We start from the raw sequence: 15,236 nt of genomic DNA, 5'->3' as shown, positions 1-15,236 counted from the left end.
TATGCAGCAACCCGGCCGTGCCGCAGAGATTAAGGCAATCGGGATCGGCAAGAGCTTCGGCTCGTTCCGTGCGCTGGACAATCTGTCGCTCGATATCGGCCGTGGCGAGTTCCTGACCCTGCTCGGGCCGTCCGGTTCGGGCAAGACCACCTTCCTGATGATCCTTGCCGGCTTCGTGCAGCCGACCGAGGGCAAGCTGTTCAGCGACGGCGTCGACATCACCGACCGGCCGGCCGAGCAACGCGCCGCCGGCATGGTGTTCCAGGGCTACGCGTTGTTCCCGCATATGAGCGTCGAAGCCAACATCGCCTTCCCCCTCAAGGTGCGCAAGAAATCGGCCGCCGACATCAAGCGCCGTGTCGGCGAGATGATCGAGCGCGTCGGCCTCAAGGGCCACGAGAAGAAACTGCCGGCGCAGCTGTCGGGTGGCCAGCAGCAGCGCGTGGCGCTGGCGCGAGCGCTGGTGTTCGAGCCGGGCGTGCTGTTGCTCGATGAGCCGTTTTCCGCACTCGACAAAGGCCTGCGCGGCCAGATGCAAGCCGAGATGAAGCGGCTGCATCAGGAGACCGGAACCACCTTCGTCTTCGTCACCCACGACCAGAGCGAGGCGCTGGCGCTGTCGTCGCGCGTCGCCATCTTCAACCACGGCAAATTGCTGCAGGTCGGAGCGCCCGACGAGGTCTATGACCGGCCGGACAACCGCTTCGTCGCCGAGTTCCTTGGCGAGATCAACATGCTGCCGCTGAAGGGCGTCAAGCCCGCCGGCAATGGCTCGACCGGCCTGTGCGAAGACCGCGCGGTCAGCATGGGCTGCAAGGCCGAGGCGGTACGAGGCGATGCAATCCTGGCGATCCGACCGGAATACATGTCGATATCGGGCGAGGCGGCAGATGGTGAGAACGGCATCGCCGCAACCGCCACCAACTCCACCTATCTCGGTGCTGCAACGCGGCTCGACCTGATGACGCGGCAAGGCGCCAAGGTCACGGTCTCGGTGCCCAACGAGGTGGCTGCCGCAGCGCTCAGCAAGGGCAACTCCGTCTGGCTCACCTGGCCGGCGGAAAAGGGCTTCCTCCTTCCGCATGGAGGGCAATGACGAGCGGTGTGGCGAGATATCGCAGCACCGCTTTCCGGCACTATCAACAACAAAAAAGGGGAACTGACATGACACATGATACCAAGAAACAAGCCATCGAGAGCCTGTCCGCCAGGGCAGGCCGCGGCGAGATCTCGCGCCGGCAGTTCACGCAGCTGGCGGCACTCGTGCTGGCCGGCACGCCGATGCTGCTGCGCTCGACAGGTGCCTTTGCGCAGGCCAAGGAACTGGTGCTGGTCAACTGGGGTGGCGATGCCATCACCGCCTACGATGCCGCCTATGGCCAGGCCTTCGCCAAGGACACCGGCATCACCGTCAAGATGGACGGTTCGGGTCCGACCGAAGGTGCTATCGCCGCGCAATTCAAGAGCGGCGCGCCGACCTGGGACCTTGTCGACGTGGACCCCTTCTCGGCCATCACGCTCGGCGCCCAGGGGGCTCTCGAGCCGATCGATTACAACATCGTCGACAAGAAGAAGATGCGGCCCGGCTTTGGTTGGGAATACGCCGCCTCGACCTATTTCTTCTCCTATGTCATCGCCTATGATTCCGAGAAGTATGGCAAGGACGCGCCGACCGGCATGGCCGATTTCTTCGACGTGAAGAAATTCCCCGGCAAGCGCTCGCTCTACAAATGGGGCGTATCGAGCTGGGAAGCAGCACTTCTGGCCGACGGCATCGCGCCGGCGTCACTCTACCCGCTCGATCTCAAGCGCGCCCATGACAAGATCGCCGCCTTCAAGGAAAATGTCGTTGCCTATTGGGGTGGCGGCGCCGAAAGCCAGAGCGTGTTGCTCAATGGTGAGGCCTCGATGGCGATCGTCTGGTCGACCCGCGCTTCACTGATCGAGCAGGATTCCGGCGGCAAGATCAAGTTCATCTGGGACCAGGGCCTGATCTCGCCCGGTGCGCTGGCCGTGCTCAAGGACAACCCCGGCGGCAAGGACGCTGCGATGAAGTTCATCGCCAGTGCCCAGGACCCTGAAAAGCAGCTGGTCATGTTCGACAAGCTCGGCCAAGGTCCTGCAAACCCGGCGGCAGACGCGCTGATCCCGGCCGACAAGAAGCGCATCAACCCGGTCGATCCCGAGAACATGAAGAAGCAGATCGCGCTCGACATGGACTGGTACGCCAAGAATTACGGGCCGGCGCTCGACGAATACACCAAGATCATCTCGGCCTGATCAGGGCAGGGATAATCGGTCGAAATGAGATCCTATCTCTCCGACAGGATGGGCGCGGCGCTGTTGATGGCGCCGCTGCTCCTGTTTCTTGTCCTAGCCTATGCCTGGCCATTCCTCGGCGTCGTCAAATGGAGCTTTACACTGCCGACGCCTGGGCTCGGCCAATATGAGGCGCTGCTCACCGACGATCTTGTGCAGTCGGTGTTCATCCGCACGCTACGCATCGCGGCGATCGTCACCGTGGTTTCGGTGGCAGCCGCCTACGCCATCACCGTCGTCTGGGTGCGTGGAACGCCGGCACAGCGCCTGATCGCCGAATTCTGTATTCTCGTCCCCTTCTGGATTTCCGTGCTGACCCGTGCTTTCGGCTGGGTGGCGCTGCTCTCCAATCGCGGCCTGATCAACACCTGGCTGCAGGCGATCGGCTTCATTTCCGAACCGCTGGCGCTGGTGCGCAACGAGTTCGGCGTCATCGTCGGTATGACCCATTTCCTCATTCCGTTCGCCGTCTTCCCGCTGGCGTCGGCCATGCGCAGCCTCGACGACCGCGTGCTCCTGGCTGCGCGCGGGCTCGGCTCCAGCCGCATGCGCACCTTCTGGACGGTGTTCGTGCCGATGACGCGCTCCGGCATCATCGGCGCGGCGATGATCGTGTTCGTCTTCTCGCTCGGCTTCTTCGTCACGCCGGCGATCCTCGGCGGCGGCCGCAGCGTCATGATCGCCGAGCTGATCTATCTCAGGATTTTCCAGAGCCCGGACTGGGGCCTGGGTGCGGCGATCAGCGTCGTGCTGGTGCTGTTCGTCGGCGCGCTGATGGCGCTTTTGTTCCGATATGTCAGACCGAAGCAGTTGATCTGATGCCGACCTACCGCCCCGGTCCCGTCTCGCTGATCATCGCCGCCTTCGTGGCGCTGTTCCTGCTGATGCCGCTGCTTGCCGTCATCCCGGTGTCGCTGACGCCGAGCCGCATGCTGGCTATGCCGTCGGGCGAGCTGTCGCTGCGCCACTACCGGGCGTTGATCGAGGATCCGCGCTGGCTCCAATCGATCCTGCTCTCGATCCGCATCGGCGTCGTCAGCAGCGCCTTTTCAACCGTGCTCGCGCTGTGCTTCAGCCTTGGCGTCTGGATGTTCCAGCCGCGCTTCACCGCGGCCCTGGTCGGCTTCGTGCTGCTGCCGATGGTGGTGCCGCCGGTGGTCTCGGCGATCACGCTGTATTTCTTGCTGACCTCGATCTCGGGTTTCAGCGCGTTCTTCGGCTACGACACCTGGCTTGGCGTCGCCATGGCGCATTCGGTGATGACCGTGCCCTTCGCCACCGTGCTGATGCTGGTCTCGCTCAGCCAGCTCGACCGGCGCATCGACCTTGCCGCGCGGGGCTTAGGGGCCACTGTGTGGGAGCGCGCCACCCGCATCATCATGCCCAACATCAAGTTCGGCATCATTACCGCCGCACTTCTCTCCTTCGTGCTGTCCTGGGAAGAAATCGGCGTCACTTTGTTCATCACCTCGGTCAACGCCATCACCCTGCCGAGGCTGATGTGGATGGGCCTGCGCGACAACATCGACCCGGCGATCGCCGCGCTCTCGGTGATCCTGATCATCATCACCGTTCTGGTGCTGGCGGTGCGCAGTTTCGTGGCCAGGCAGCGCGGAGCCTAGACAAACCGCACCGAGACGCGGCCGAACCTGCCCAGATCGCCGATGACTTCGTCGCCTGCCTGGACGCCTATCGGCGTCACGCAGGTGCCGGTTATCACCACCTGTCCCGGCTGCAGTGTTATGCCCAGGCCCGACAGCTCGTTGACGATCCAGGTGAGCGCGATGCGAGGATCGCCCAACACCGCTGCTCCCGATCCGCTATGTTGCGACCTTCCGGAAACGGAGGCGACCACGGGGTGCTTTGCAAGGTCCACGTCGCGCCAGTCGTCTTCCTCCGCCTCGCCGATGACAAACAGATTGGCGCAGGCATTGTCCGCAATGAGCTGCGGCGCCCCGACGGCGCAAAAATCGTCATAGCGTGAGTCCGGAATTTCGATCGCTGGGTGCAAGGTCGCCACGGCTTCCATCACTTCGGCGATTTCATAGGGTGCTGGACGAGGCGGCAGCTCGCGGCCGAAGCGGAAAGCAAACTCGATCTCGGCCACGCGCATCTTGCTCGTCGCCAGAGAAACGATCCCGCCGACCTCGACCGCTTTTTCGGCCAGGAGACGTCCGGCCATCGGGCCGTCGACGTTGATGTGCTTTTGTCCGGCCAGACTGGTTGCGGCAATCTTCCAGCCGAAAAGTGGTGTCACCGAGCGATCCATGACGTGCGACTGGATGGCGTAACCTTCGACCCGTGTTTGTGGGCGCAACTCCTCGGGTATGGCGTCGAGACGAGTGCCCTTGTCCCAGTGGCCTACCAACAACCGCGACGCAGCCCTGGTCTTTTCTGCATCGAGCATCATCAGCTTCCAAAATTGCTTCGTGGATCAAAAACGGCAAGGAAACATTGCGTCATGCGGCGCTGTATGGAGCGAGAATATGTGACCAGGAATCGAGAGTCCATGTTCGCGGCGCGGTGCCCGCCGACGATGGTGTTGGCAAAGTCGCCCTTTCGAGATCATCGGCATCCATCATTCCGATGACGAATCGCCATCGCCTCCGCGCGTCGAATGGCTATATCTGTCAGAACACGCAGATCGCGGACAGCTTCCCAAAAGCAATAGTCAGCAGCGCAGGAACCGGAGGAAAAGACGATGACCGCGCCAGGCGATTTACAGCAGGCACTGTTTCTCAGGCTGAAAAGCGATGCATCGCTGTCGGCCTTGCTGGGCGGCGCCGGACTGCTCGAACGGCCAGCCGAGAATGCCGCTTTTCCGTACGTGACCTGCGGCCAGACCTCCGCTTTCGACTGGGATACGAGCACCGAGAACACCGACGATCAGTTGATTACGCTGCATGTCTGGTCGAAAGCCCATGGCGACGCCGAAACGCTAGCCATCATGGCCGCCATCCAGGCGCGCCTTGCCGACGCAGCATTGGTGATCGGCCCTCGCGGCCAGACACGACTGTCGCTGGAATTTGCCGAAGCCCGCCATGACGAGGATCTGCTCGTGCATCACGGGCTGCTGCGTTTTCGCGCGATAACGAAGGAAAATGCCTGATGCGCTTTCAATATGGCCAAAACGGAGTCTAGACTGGACTTTCGCGGGATCTCACCTGTTCGAGGCGGTGAAATTCCAGGTTGACTGTCTCGCGTTGCAGGGGTGTGGCGAGGATGTTTTCAGCGGCGTTCACCGTTCATTTCACGTTCAGCACCGATGCGTTACAACGCCGGTCATGAAAACGCTTCGCTCCCACTTCCGAACCGCGACACTGGCGCTTTGTGCTGCCGGGCTGTTCGCGTCGCAGGCGATGGCGATGCCGGTCATCGCGCCGCCCGACCTGGCCAGCCCGATCGTACTGGCGGCGTCCGATTGCTACGCCATCGGCCAACAGGTGGCCGAGCAGAATGGCGGAACGCTGGCCAAGGCCTCGCAATCGACGCGCGGCGGTCAGCCTGTCTGTGTCATCGTCGTGCTCGTTCCGGGCAAGGACGGACAACGTCCGCGCCGTTCCGAAATCGTCGTTCCGCTGAACTGATCCAATCAACCTCAGGCTACGTTTCCCAGGCCGCCGGAATCGGCCTATATCTGCCCCAGTCTTCAATCTGACAAATCTTCAATCCGACAAAGCTCTTCAACAGGTATCGAACTCCGCATGCGTGTACTCGTCGTCGAAGATGACAAGGATCTCAATCGGCAGATATCGGATGCGCTGGTCGATGCCGGCTATGTCGTCGACCGCGCCTTCGACGGCGAGGAAGGCCATTTCCTTGGCGACACCGAGCCCTACGACGCCGTCGTGCTCGATATCGGCCTGCCGCAGATGGACGGCATCAGCGTGGTCGAGCGCTGGCGGCGCGGCGGCCGCAAGATGCCGGTGCTGATCCTGACGGCGCGCGACCGCTGGAGCGACAAGGTCTCCGGCATCGATGCCGGCGCCGACGACTATGTCACCAAGCCGTTCCACATCGAGGAGGTGCTGGCAAGGTTACGGGCTCTGATCCGGCGCGCTGCCGGCCATGCCTCGTCCGAACTGACCTGCGGGCCGCTGCGCCTCGACACCAAGGCCTCCAAGGCCGATGTCGACGGCGTGCCGCTGAAGCTGACATCGCACGAATTCCGCCTGCTTGCCTATCTGATGCACCATATGGGGGAGGTCGTCTCGCGGACCGAACTGGTCGAGCATCTCTACGACCAGGATTTCGACCGCGATTCCAACACCATCGAGGTCTTTGTCGGGCGGCTGCGCAAGAAGATGGGCATCGACATGATCGAAACCGTGCGCGGCATGGGCTACCGCATGCGTGAGCCGGAGGCGTAACTCGGAACCGCTCAAACCAACCGCAAGGACGCCGCTTTCGCTGCGTTTGTGGCCGCGTTCGCTGACGTTCCGCGTCATCGCCTTTTCCACAGTCTGGGCGATCGTGACGCTCGTTGTCATCTTCACTTTGATCACCACGCTTTACCGCCAGGCCAGCGAGCGCGGCTTCGACAGCCTGCTTTCGGCGCATCTGTTCAACCTGATCGGGTCGATCGGCATCTCCGACAGCGGTGCGCTGACTGGCGCGCCAGACCTCGGCGACCTTCGGTTCTCGGAGCCGAATTCGGGCTGGTACTGGTCGGTTGAGCCCGCTTCGGAAGGCGTGCATGGCGATCTCCACTCTTCGTCGATGACCACGACGATCCCGTCACCGAGCGTTGCCGAGGTGCCGTTCAACGCCAGCTTCCAGCGCAGCTACGCGGCCGAAGGCATCGACGGCGAGCAACTCGAAGTGTTCGAGAGCGAATTCGTCCTAGACGCCAAGAACCGGGCCGCGCGTTTCCGCGTCATGGGCAACCAGAGCGAACTCGAACAGGAAATCGCTACCTTCCAGCGCCGCCTGCTGACCTATCTCAGCCTGTTCGGCGTCGGCATGATCGCCATCAACGCGATCGCGATCCTGCTCGGCCTGCAGCCGCTGCGCCGGGTCAAGAACGCGCTCGCCATGGTGCGCGAAGGCACCGCCCAGAGGCTCGACGGCCATTTCCCGGCCGAGATCGAACCGCTTGCCAACGAAACCAATGCGTTGATCGAAAACAACAGGCGCATCGTCGAACGGTCGCGAACCCAGGTCGGCAATCTCGCCCATTCGCTGAAGACGCCGCTGGCGGTACTGCTCAACGAGGGTCGCGCGCTCGGCGGCGCCAAGGGGCAGCTGATCGCCGAACAGGCCGCTTCCATGCAGAAGCAGGTCGAACACTATCTCCAGCGCGCCCGCGTCGCGGCACAACGCGACAGCGTCGTCTACCGCACGCCGGTGACGCCGCTGGTGCAGCGCATGGTGCGGGTTCTGCGGAAGCTCAATCCGCAGACAAATCTGTCGCTGTCGCTGCCGGCGGCCGAGATCGTCTTCGCCGGCGAGCGCGAGGACCTTGAGGAACTGCTGGGCAATCTCCTTGAAAACGCGATGAAATGGGCAAAGAGCGCGGTGCAGGTCTCGGTCGTGCCCTTGACCGGCAAGGACGACCCGGCCGGCCTGTTCGAGATCGGCATAGAGGATGACGGTCCGGGCATTCCCGAGGACAAGGCGCGCGAGGCGCTGAAGCGCGGCCGGCGTCTGGACGAGACAAAGCCCGGAACAGGTCTGGGGCTGGCCATTGTCGCAGACCTCGTCAACGAGTATGGAGGCGTTCTGGCGCTCGAACGGTCCGATATGGGCGGATTGAAGGCGGTGGTGCGATTGCGGAGCCTTCAGTGATGTTCACCAGAGCCAATCGACATAGAGGGACGGGAGATGTTATTGGCGGCATGTCCATTGGTCCCGCAGTGGCCAGCGGCCAAATTTCCGACAAATATCAATACTATGGCCACGCCGACTTCTCGATGACGCGGCCCCCGGCGCATCCATGGCAGGCTCCAACTCAAGAAAACCGGTTGTTGGCATGAAGATTCGCGTCGCGCTTGTTTCCGTATTGCTGGCTGTTTCCGGCTGCACCACCTTGAGCGGCAAGGGTCCAACCGTGGCAGCGACACCGGCCTCCACACCTCCTTCCAGCGGCAAGGTGACCACGACGATCATTTCGGCGATGGGCGGCGGCCTCATCAGCGGGGCGATCGGCAACGGCCTCAGCGAGACCGAGAAGCGCAGCGCGCTCGAGGCTGAGTACAAAGCGCTGGAATACACGACCAGCGGCCAGAAGGTGACGTGGAAGGGCGCCCAGGCTTCGCGCTACGGCGAGGTGGTTCCGGCTCAGCCCTACCGCGTCGGTTCGCAGGACTGCCGCCAGTACACGCAGACGGTGTTTTCCGGCGGCGCCGGGCTCACGGCGCGCGGAACCGCTTGCCGCAACGCCGATGGCAGCTGGACGCCGCTGACCTGACGACCGTCTGCCGATGATTGGCGGCTGGCGTCGTCAAAGCGTCGCAGCATGCATCTGTTGGCACGGCAGAGCTCTGCCGGTATTGGAAGAACCATGCTGTTCTGGGTCATAGCCGCCATTCTCACGCTGGGTGCAAGCCTGGCGGTGCTGCTGCCGCTGGCCGCCAGCGCCAAGGGCGCGTCGTCGAGCGGCCAACATGATCTCGAAGTCTATCGCGACCAATTGTCCGAGCTCGACCGCGACGCCGCGCGTGGCTTGATCCAGCCGGCCGAAGCCGCCGAGGCCCGCGCCGAGATCGCTCGCCGCATCCTTCGCCTCGACAATGCGGGTGCCGCCGGCGGCGCAACCGCGGGCCGAGCGTCGGTCACGGCAAGGCTGGTGGCAACCGTAGCCGTGCTGGCGGTGCCGCTGGTCAGTTGGGGGCTCTATGTCAAGCTTGGCTCTCCCGACCTGCCGTCGCAACCGCTCAGCGAGCGGTTGGCCAAGAATCCCGCCGACAGTTCGGTCGACGAACTGGTGGCACGGGCCGAAGCCCATCTGGCCGCCAATCCTGCCGACGGCAGGGGCTGGGACGTGCTCGCACCGGTCTATCTGCGCCTGCAGCGCTTTTCCGATGCGGAGGGAGCCTATCGCAACGCCATTCGGCTCGATGGCGACAGCGCCGTTCGCCAGGCGGGTCTCGGCGAGGCGATCGCCAGCGCGGCAGGCGGCATTGTCTCGGCCGATGCCCAGGATGCTTTCGAGGCAGCCCTGAAGCTCGATCCGGCCAATGCGAAGGCCAGTTTCTACCTGGCCATGGCCTTGGCGCAGGAGGGGCGCGCCAAGGAAGCAACCACGGCATGGCAGGCGATGCTGGTCAGATTGCCGCCGGACTCGCCATGGCGCGGTGCCGTCGAGCAGGCGCTCGCAAAATCCGGCAGCTCCGACGTCGCTTCCGGCGCCACCAACGGTCCCGATGCCGGCGATTTCGACGCCGCATCCTCGATGTCGCCGCAGGATCGGGAGACCATGATCAACACGATGGTCGCCGGCCTCGACGACAAACTGCGGCAAAATCCGCGCGACCCGGAAGGATGGATGCGGCTCGTTCGTTCCTATGTCGTGCTCGGCAAGGCCGATCAGGCGCGTGAGGCGCTCGGTCGCGCCATTGCCGTCTTTGGAGCCGACAGTGACCAGGCGAAGAAATTCACCGCCTTTGCCGCCTCGCTTGGCCTGACGGCGACGGAGTAGAACAAGACATGACGCGCAAGCAGAAACGACTGTCGGTGATCGCGGGCGGCCTGGTCTTCCTGGGTGCCGCGACCGGGCTGACTTTTTACGCGCTTGGCCAGAAGGCCTCCTATTTCTACATGCCGGCCGATCTCACCACGGCAAGCGTCCAGCCTGGCCAGCGCATCCGGTTGGGTGGATTGGTCGAAAAAGGCACGATCCAGCGCGGGCAGGGGGCCACGGTCGGCTTTTCGGTGAGCGACACGCACAAATCGGTCAAGGTGACCTACACCGGCATCCTGCCCGACCTTTTTCGCGAAGAGCAGGGCGTCATCACCGAGGGTACTTTCGGCCCGGACGGGGTTTTTGTTGCCGATAGCGTGCTGGCCAAGCATGATGAGCGCTACATGCCCAAGGAGGTTGCGGACGGCCTCAAGGCCAAGGGCGTCTGGCAGGAGAGCAAGAGTGAATAGCTCCGGCAGGAGAGCGACAGCGGATCACGGGCATGGTTGAAACCGGACATTTCGCCCTCGTCCTGGCGTTTGCGCTTTCGCTGGTGCAGATGGTCGTGCCGCTGTTTGGCGCGCGCCTGAACAACCAGCGCCTGATGGCCGTCGGTGGCCCGGTTGCTGTGACCGGCTTTGCCTTGACGGCGCTATCCTTCGCAGCGCTTGCGAGTGCCTATGCGAGTTCCGATTTCTCGGTGGCGAGTGTGTGGGAGAACTCGCATTCCTTGCAGCCGTTGATTTACAAGATCACCGGAACCTGGGGCAATCACGAAGGCTCGATGCTGCTCTGGGTGCTGATCCTGACCTTCTTCGGCGCCCTCGTTGCCGCCTTCGGCTCCAATCTGCCGGCGACGCTGCGCGCCAATGTGCTTGCCGTGCAAGGTGGGATCGGCGCCGCCTTCTTCCTGTTCATCCTGGTGACGTCCAATCCCTTCATCCGGCTCAATCCGGCGCCGATCGAAGGCCGCGATCTCAACCCGATCCTGCAGGATCTCGGCCTCGCCATTCACCCGCCGTTCCTCTATCTCGGCTATGTCGGCTTCTCGATCTGCTTTTCCTTCTCGGTCGCGGCCCTCATCGAAGGGCGCATCGACGCGTCCTGGGCGCGCTGGGTGCGGCCGTGGACGCTGGTCGCCTGGATGTTCCTGACCGGCGGCATCGCCATGGGATCGTACTGGGCCTACTATGAACTTGGCTGGGGCGGTTTCTGGTTCTGGGATCCCGTCGAGAACGCCTCCTTCATGCCGTGGCTGGCGGGCACCGCGCTGCTGCATTCGGCCATCGTCATGGAAAAGCGCTCGGCGCTGAAGATCTGGACGCTGCTGCTCGCCATCCTGACTTTTTCGCTGTCGCTGCTCGGCACCTTCCTTGTGCGTTCGGGCGTGCTGACCTCGGTGCACGCCTTTGCAACCGATCCGACCCGGGGCGTGTTTATCCTGTGCATCCTGACGCTGTTTATCGGCGGCTCGCTGGCGCTGTTTGCGCTGCGTGCTTCCCGATTGACGACCGGCGGCCTGTTCCACCCGATTTCCCGAGAAGGGGCACTCGTCCTCAACAATCTGTTCCTGACGACGGCGACGGCGACCGTCCTCGTCGGCACGCTCTATCCGCTCGCCGTCGAAGCCTTTTCAGCCGACAAGATCTCGGTCGGCGCGCCGTTCTTCAATCTCACCTTCGGACCGCTGATGGTGCCGCTGTTGCTGGTGGTCCCGTTCGGGCCGCTGCTGGCCTGGAAGCGCGGCGATGTCTTCGCCGTCGCGCAGCGCCTGATGGTGGCGTTCGCCGCAGCCCTCCTGGCGACGCTGGTCACCGCTCTGTTCATCGACGGCGCGTCGGTGTTCGCAGCCCTGGGCGTCGGCCTTGCCGTCTGGCTGATCCTTGGCGCTCTGACCGACCTCGCCGTCAAATCGGGGGTCGGCAATGTCGCCGCCGGGATCATGGTCCGACGCTTGCTCGGCTTGCCGCGCTCGGTCTTCGGCACCGCCTTCGCTCACCTCGGCCTCGGCCTGACCACGCTCGGCATCGTCGGCACACTTTGCTTCGGCACCGAGAAGATCCTATCGATGCATGCCGGCGAGACCGTCGAACTGTCCGGGCATACGCTGCGTTTCGTCGGGCTTTATCCGGCCCAGGGACCGAATTACAGCGAGGATCGCGGCCGCTTCGAGCTGATCGGGGTCAGCGGCAGTCCAGTCGGCGAGATCAGCTCCGCCAAGCGGTTCTATCCGGTGCGGCAGATGACGACGACGGAATCCGGCATCAGGACGATCGGTTTCTCGCAGCTCTACATCTCGCTCGGCGACGAGGGCAAAGACGGTTCCGTCGTCGTGCGTCTGTGGTGGAAGCCGCTGGTGACGTTGATCTGGGGCGGTGGCCTGATGATGATGGCGGGCGCGGCGATGTCGCTGATGGACCGGCGCCTGCGCGTCGGCGCGCCGTCGCGACGGCGCAAGCAGGCGAGCGCGGTGCCATCCGCAGGCCTGCCATGAACGCACGGTTCTCGCTGACCTCGATTGTCCTGCTGCTGGCGTTGTTTTTTGCCGGCACGGCCTTGGCGGTGAAGCCTGACGAAGTGCTGCCTGATCCGACGCTGGAGGCGCGGGCGCGGGCGCTGTCGGAAGGCTTGCGCTGCATGGTCTGCCAGAACCAGTCGATCGACGAATCCGACGCCGACCTTGCCCGCGACCTGCGCGTCCTTGTGCGCCAGCGCCTCGTCGCCGGCGACACCGACCAGCAGGTGATGGATTACGTGGTGTCGCGTTACGGCGAGTTCGTGCTGCTGAAGCCGCGTTTCGACCTGCGCAATGCGTTGCTGTGGGGCACGCCTGTCCTGCTGTTGCTGGTGGGAGGTGTTTTCATCGTGCTGACCGCGCGGTCGCGCCGCACGCTGGCAACCAATGCACTGACCACTGAGGAACAGGCGGCGCTGGACAAGATACTAGGCAATTAGCTCGGCCATTCCTCCGAGGGCCAGTCCCGCGACGTGTGAATGACACGCAGGATAACGACGCTCTGACGGCCAGCGATCGGGCGCAACTCATAGGCAATGATGTAGGGCAGGCGGCCGATGAACTTCTCATATGTGCCTGTTACTCGGCCTGGCCGGCCCGTCGCTATATCACCAAGGCCCCGGCCCATTTCACGAATACGATCCGCGAGGCGTCGGGCTGCTGCAGGATTGTCCTGAGCGATAAAGGCAACTTGCTGCTTAAGATCGTCCAGCGCTTCTCGCGACCAGGCGACGAACCGCTTCACGCCTTGCCCAAGCGCCTGGCTTCCGCCGATTCGATGACCGCGTCGATTTCCGCCATGGCATCGTCGTGAGGCACGACACGGCCAGCCGCCGCATCTTCCATGCCGCGTTTGATGCCTTCAATGATATCGAGTTCGCGATCGACGTAGGCCGAGACCGCCTCGGCGGCGAGGAACGATTTGCTACGCCGGGTGTCGGTGGCGATCCGCTCCAGCTTCAGCTTGGTTTCGGAAGAGACCCGGATGGTCAAAGTGGTGCTTGCTGTCATTTATGAAAGCCTTGTGCTGAGTTGTGTACAAGATAGCACATCGGACTTCGCAGCCAAGGGGGTTGTGCGTCCCCTGACCCCAAACATTACCAAAGTTTCATGTGTCGGAAATGGCGCTGTAATGTGTACCGCTCTAATTCTCTTTTCCTGAGGATGCCGATCAAGCAGCGTCCGTTTGAAAGAGGATAAGAAATCCATGAATATTGCCCCCAATTCATATTCCGTCACCCGCAAGCGTCTCATGGCTGCCGTCGCGTCTGTCGCCGTGGCCGGTGCGATCGGTGTCGGCGCGCTGACCAGCGGAACCAGCCCTGTTCTGGCTGATGCCGTGCGTGTCGAGGCGCCGCAGGTGCCGGGCTTCGCCGATGTCGTCGAGCGCGTTTCTCCCGCTGTTGTCAGCGTCAAGGTCAAGGCCAAGATCAGCCCGGCCGCCGATGACGGCTCCGATCCGTCCGACGACCAGGATGGCATGAACAACCTGCCCAACAATCCCCAGCTGCGCCGCTTCTTCAAGGAATTCCGTGGCTTTGGTGACCAGGACGGCCAGGGTGGCGGCAACAGGCGCTTCAGCCACCGCGACCGCAACAACGACCAGCCGCGGCCGGTTGCCCAGGGATCCGGCTTCTTCATCTCGGATGACGGCTACCTCGTCACCAACAACCACGTCGTTTCGGAAGGCTCGGCCTTCACCGTGGTGATGAATGACGGCAAGGAACTCGACGCCAAGCTGATCGGCACCGACCCGCGCACCGATCTCGCCGTGCTCAAGGTCGACGGCGTCGGCAAGTTTACCTATGTCGACTTCGCCGACGACTCCAAGGTTCGCGTCGGCGACTGGGTGGTGGCCGTCGGCAATCCGTTCGGCCTTGGTGGCACCGTCACCGCCGGCATCGTCTCCGCCCGCGGCCGCGACATCGGCGCTGGCCCTTATGACGACTTCATCCAGATCGACGCATCGGTCAACCGCGGCAATTCGGGCGGCCCGACCTTCAACCTCAACGGCCAGGTCGTCGGCATCAACACCGCGATCTTCTCGCCGTCCGGCGGCAGCGTCGGCATAGCCTTCGACATTCCCGCTTCGACCGCCAAGCAGGTCGTTCAGGACCTGATGAAGAGCGGTTCCGTGCAGCGCGGCTGGCTCGGCGTCGAAATCCAGCCGGTCACCTCCGACATCGCTGAGTCGCTTGGTCTGAAGTCCAACAACGGCGCACTGGTTTCCAGCGCCCAGGACGATGGTCCCGGCAAGAAGGCGGGCATCACGGCCGGTGACGTGATCACTCAGGTCGACGGCAAGGATGTCGCTTCGCCGAAGGAACTGGCACGGTTGATCGGCGCCTTCTCGCCTGGCAAATCGGTCGACGTCACCGTGTGGCGCGACGGCAAGAGCCAAGCGGTCAAGGTCGATCTCGGCAAACTGCCCTCGAGCGACAAGCAGGCCTCTGTCGACCAGTCGCAGCCTGCCGCTCCGGCAAAGCCCGACACGCTGGCCGATCTCGGCCTGACCGTCACCAAGTCCGAAAACGGCAAGGGACTGGTGGTGACCGATGTCGATCCCGACAGCGACGCCGCCGATCGCGGCATCCAGCCGGGCGACGTCATCACGTCAGTCAATTCGACCGAAGTGAACGGCACCGAAGACGTCACCAAGGCGATGACCGATGCAGTCAAATCCGGCCGCAAGGCAGTGCTGATGCAGATCACCCGCGACGACACCAATCGTTTCGTCGCGCTGCCCGTCGCCAAGGGCTGAGCTCGGCCCCGGAGCGTTCT

Annotated in this window: 17 protein-coding genes; 14 read left to right on the top strand and 3 right to left on the bottom strand. The window is 63.4% G+C overall.

Going from position 1 to position 15,236, the window contains the following annotated elements; translation table 11 throughout:
• Position 1 precedes the first annotated feature (1 nt).
• The 4 genes from MESCI2_RS0106185 to MESCI2_RS0106170 all read left to right on the top strand — a co-directional run bounded on the left by MESCI2_RS0106185 (position 2) and on the right by MESCI2_RS0106170 (position 3,941).
• On the top strand, positions 2-1,096 hold the full coding sequence (locus tag MESCI2_RS0106185; RefSeq protein ID WP_027035798.1) for an ABC transporter ATP-binding protein: 1,095 nt from the start codon (positions 2-4) through the stop codon (positions 1,094-1,096).
• Positions 1,097-1,164: 68 nt separating this feature from the next.
• On the top strand, positions 1,165-2,280 hold the full coding sequence (locus tag MESCI2_RS0106180) for an ABC transporter substrate-binding protein (RefSeq protein ID WP_027035797.1): 1,116 nt from the start codon (positions 1,165-1,167) through the stop codon (positions 2,278-2,280).
• 24 nt (positions 2,281-2,304) lie between these two features.
• Positions 2,305-3,138, top strand: coding sequence for an ABC transporter permease (locus MESCI2_RS0106175; RefSeq protein WP_027035796.1), 834 nt, complete (start codon positions 2,305-2,307; stop codon positions 3,136-3,138).
• Complete coding sequence (locus MESCI2_RS0106170; RefSeq protein WP_027035795.1) at positions 3,138-3,941, top strand: ABC transporter permease; 804 nt, start codon at positions 3,138-3,140, stop codon at positions 3,939-3,941. The genes MESCI2_RS0106175 and MESCI2_RS0106170 overlap by 1 nt, the downstream gene beginning before the upstream one ends.
• Here the strand turns inward: MESCI2_RS0106170 and MESCI2_RS0106165 are convergent.
• Entirely contained in the window at positions 3,938-4,726 is a 789-nt protein-coding gene (locus MESCI2_RS0106165) for a 2-keto-4-pentenoate hydratase (RefSeq protein WP_027035794.1), read from the bottom strand. The two genes, MESCI2_RS0106170 and MESCI2_RS0106165, sit on opposite strands and share 4 nt — an antisense overlap.
• 294 nt (positions 4,727-5,020) lie before the next feature.
• Here MESCI2_RS0106165 and MESCI2_RS0106160 point away from each other — a divergent pair, with 294 nt between their 5' ends.
• The 9 genes from MESCI2_RS0106160 to MESCI2_RS0106120 all read left to right on the top strand — a co-directional run bounded on the left by MESCI2_RS0106160 (position 5,021) and on the right by MESCI2_RS0106120 (position 12,895).
• Complete coding sequence (locus MESCI2_RS0106160; protein ID WP_027035793.1) at positions 5,021-5,428, top strand: DUF3168 domain-containing protein; 408 nt, start codon at positions 5,021-5,023, stop codon at positions 5,426-5,428.
• Positions 5,429-5,603: 175 nt separating this feature from the next.
• Positions 5,604-5,906 carry a hypothetical protein gene (locus MESCI2_RS0106155; protein WP_013532640.1) on the top strand — a complete coding sequence of 101 codons (303 nt, stop codon included), beginning with the start codon at positions 5,604-5,606 and terminating at the stop codon, positions 5,904-5,906.
• A gap of 117 nt (positions 5,907-6,023) precedes the next feature.
• Positions 6,024-6,689, top strand: coding sequence for a response regulator transcription factor (locus tag MESCI2_RS0106150; protein WP_023812809.1), 666 nt, complete (start codon positions 6,024-6,026; stop codon positions 6,687-6,689).
• Complete coding sequence (locus MESCI2_RS0106145; protein ID WP_027035792.1) at positions 6,673-8,106, top strand: ATP-binding protein; 1,434 nt, start codon at positions 6,673-6,675, stop codon at positions 8,104-8,106. The genes MESCI2_RS0106150 and MESCI2_RS0106145 overlap by 17 nt, the downstream gene beginning before the upstream one ends.
• 184 nt (positions 8,107-8,290) lie before the next feature.
• Positions 8,291-8,728, top strand: coding sequence for a hypothetical protein (locus MESCI2_RS0106140; protein ID WP_027035791.1), 438 nt, complete (start codon positions 8,291-8,293; stop codon positions 8,726-8,728).
• Positions 8,729-8,821: 93 nt separating this feature from the next.
• Positions 8,822-9,958, top strand: a complete 1,137-nt coding sequence (ccmI, locus tag MESCI2_RS0106135) for a c-type cytochrome biogenesis protein CcmI (RefSeq protein WP_027035790.1) — start codon at positions 8,822-8,824, stop codon at positions 9,956-9,958.
• An 8-nt stretch (positions 9,959-9,966) separates the two neighbouring features.
• Positions 9,967-10,410, top strand: coding sequence for a cytochrome c maturation protein CcmE (ccmE, locus tag MESCI2_RS0106130; protein ID WP_027035789.1), 444 nt, complete (start codon positions 9,967-9,969; stop codon positions 10,408-10,410).
• A 32-nt stretch (positions 10,411-10,442) separates the two neighbouring features.
• On the top strand, positions 10,443-12,434 hold the full coding sequence (locus MESCI2_RS0106125; protein ID WP_027035788.1) for a heme lyase CcmF/NrfE family subunit: 1,992 nt from the start codon (positions 10,443-10,445) through the stop codon (positions 12,432-12,434).
• Entirely contained in the window at positions 12,431-12,895 is a 465-nt protein-coding gene (locus MESCI2_RS0106120; RefSeq protein ID WP_027035787.1) for a cytochrome c-type biogenesis protein, read from the top strand. The genes MESCI2_RS0106125 and MESCI2_RS0106120 overlap by 4 nt, the downstream gene beginning before the upstream one ends.
• Here MESCI2_RS0106120 and MESCI2_RS0106115 read toward each other — a convergent pair.
• Both MESCI2_RS0106115 and MESCI2_RS0106110 read right to left on the bottom strand, forming a co-directional pair.
• Positions 12,892-13,200 (bottom strand): type II toxin-antitoxin system RelE/ParE family toxin, encoded by a 309-nt coding sequence (locus MESCI2_RS0106115; protein WP_027035786.1) that lies wholly within the window; start codon positions 13,198-13,200, stop codon positions 12,892-12,894. The genes MESCI2_RS0106120 and MESCI2_RS0106115 overlap by 4 nt on opposite strands.
• On the bottom strand, positions 13,197-13,466 hold the full coding sequence (locus MESCI2_RS0106110) for a CopG family ribbon-helix-helix protein (RefSeq protein ID WP_027035785.1): 270 nt from the start codon (positions 13,464-13,466) through the stop codon (positions 13,197-13,199). Before MESCI2_RS0106110 ends, MESCI2_RS0106115 begins: the two co-directional genes overlap by 4 nt.
• A gap of 196 nt (positions 13,467-13,662) precedes the next feature.
• Between MESCI2_RS0106110 and MESCI2_RS0106105 the strand changes: the two genes are divergently transcribed.
• Positions 13,663-15,216, top strand: coding sequence for a Do family serine endopeptidase (locus MESCI2_RS0106105; protein WP_027035784.1), 1,554 nt, complete (start codon positions 13,663-13,665; stop codon positions 15,214-15,216).
• Positions 15,217-15,236 lie beyond the last annotated feature (20 nt).

It is taken from the genome of Mesorhizobium ciceri WSM4083, assembly GCF_000519305.1.
In the GTDB taxonomy this organism is placed as follows: Bacteria; Pseudomonadota; Alphaproteobacteria; order Rhizobiales; family Rhizobiaceae; genus Mesorhizobium; species Mesorhizobium ciceri_B.
Note: the sequence above shows the minus strand (reverse complement) of the source record. Positions and strands in the feature narration are given on the sequence as shown.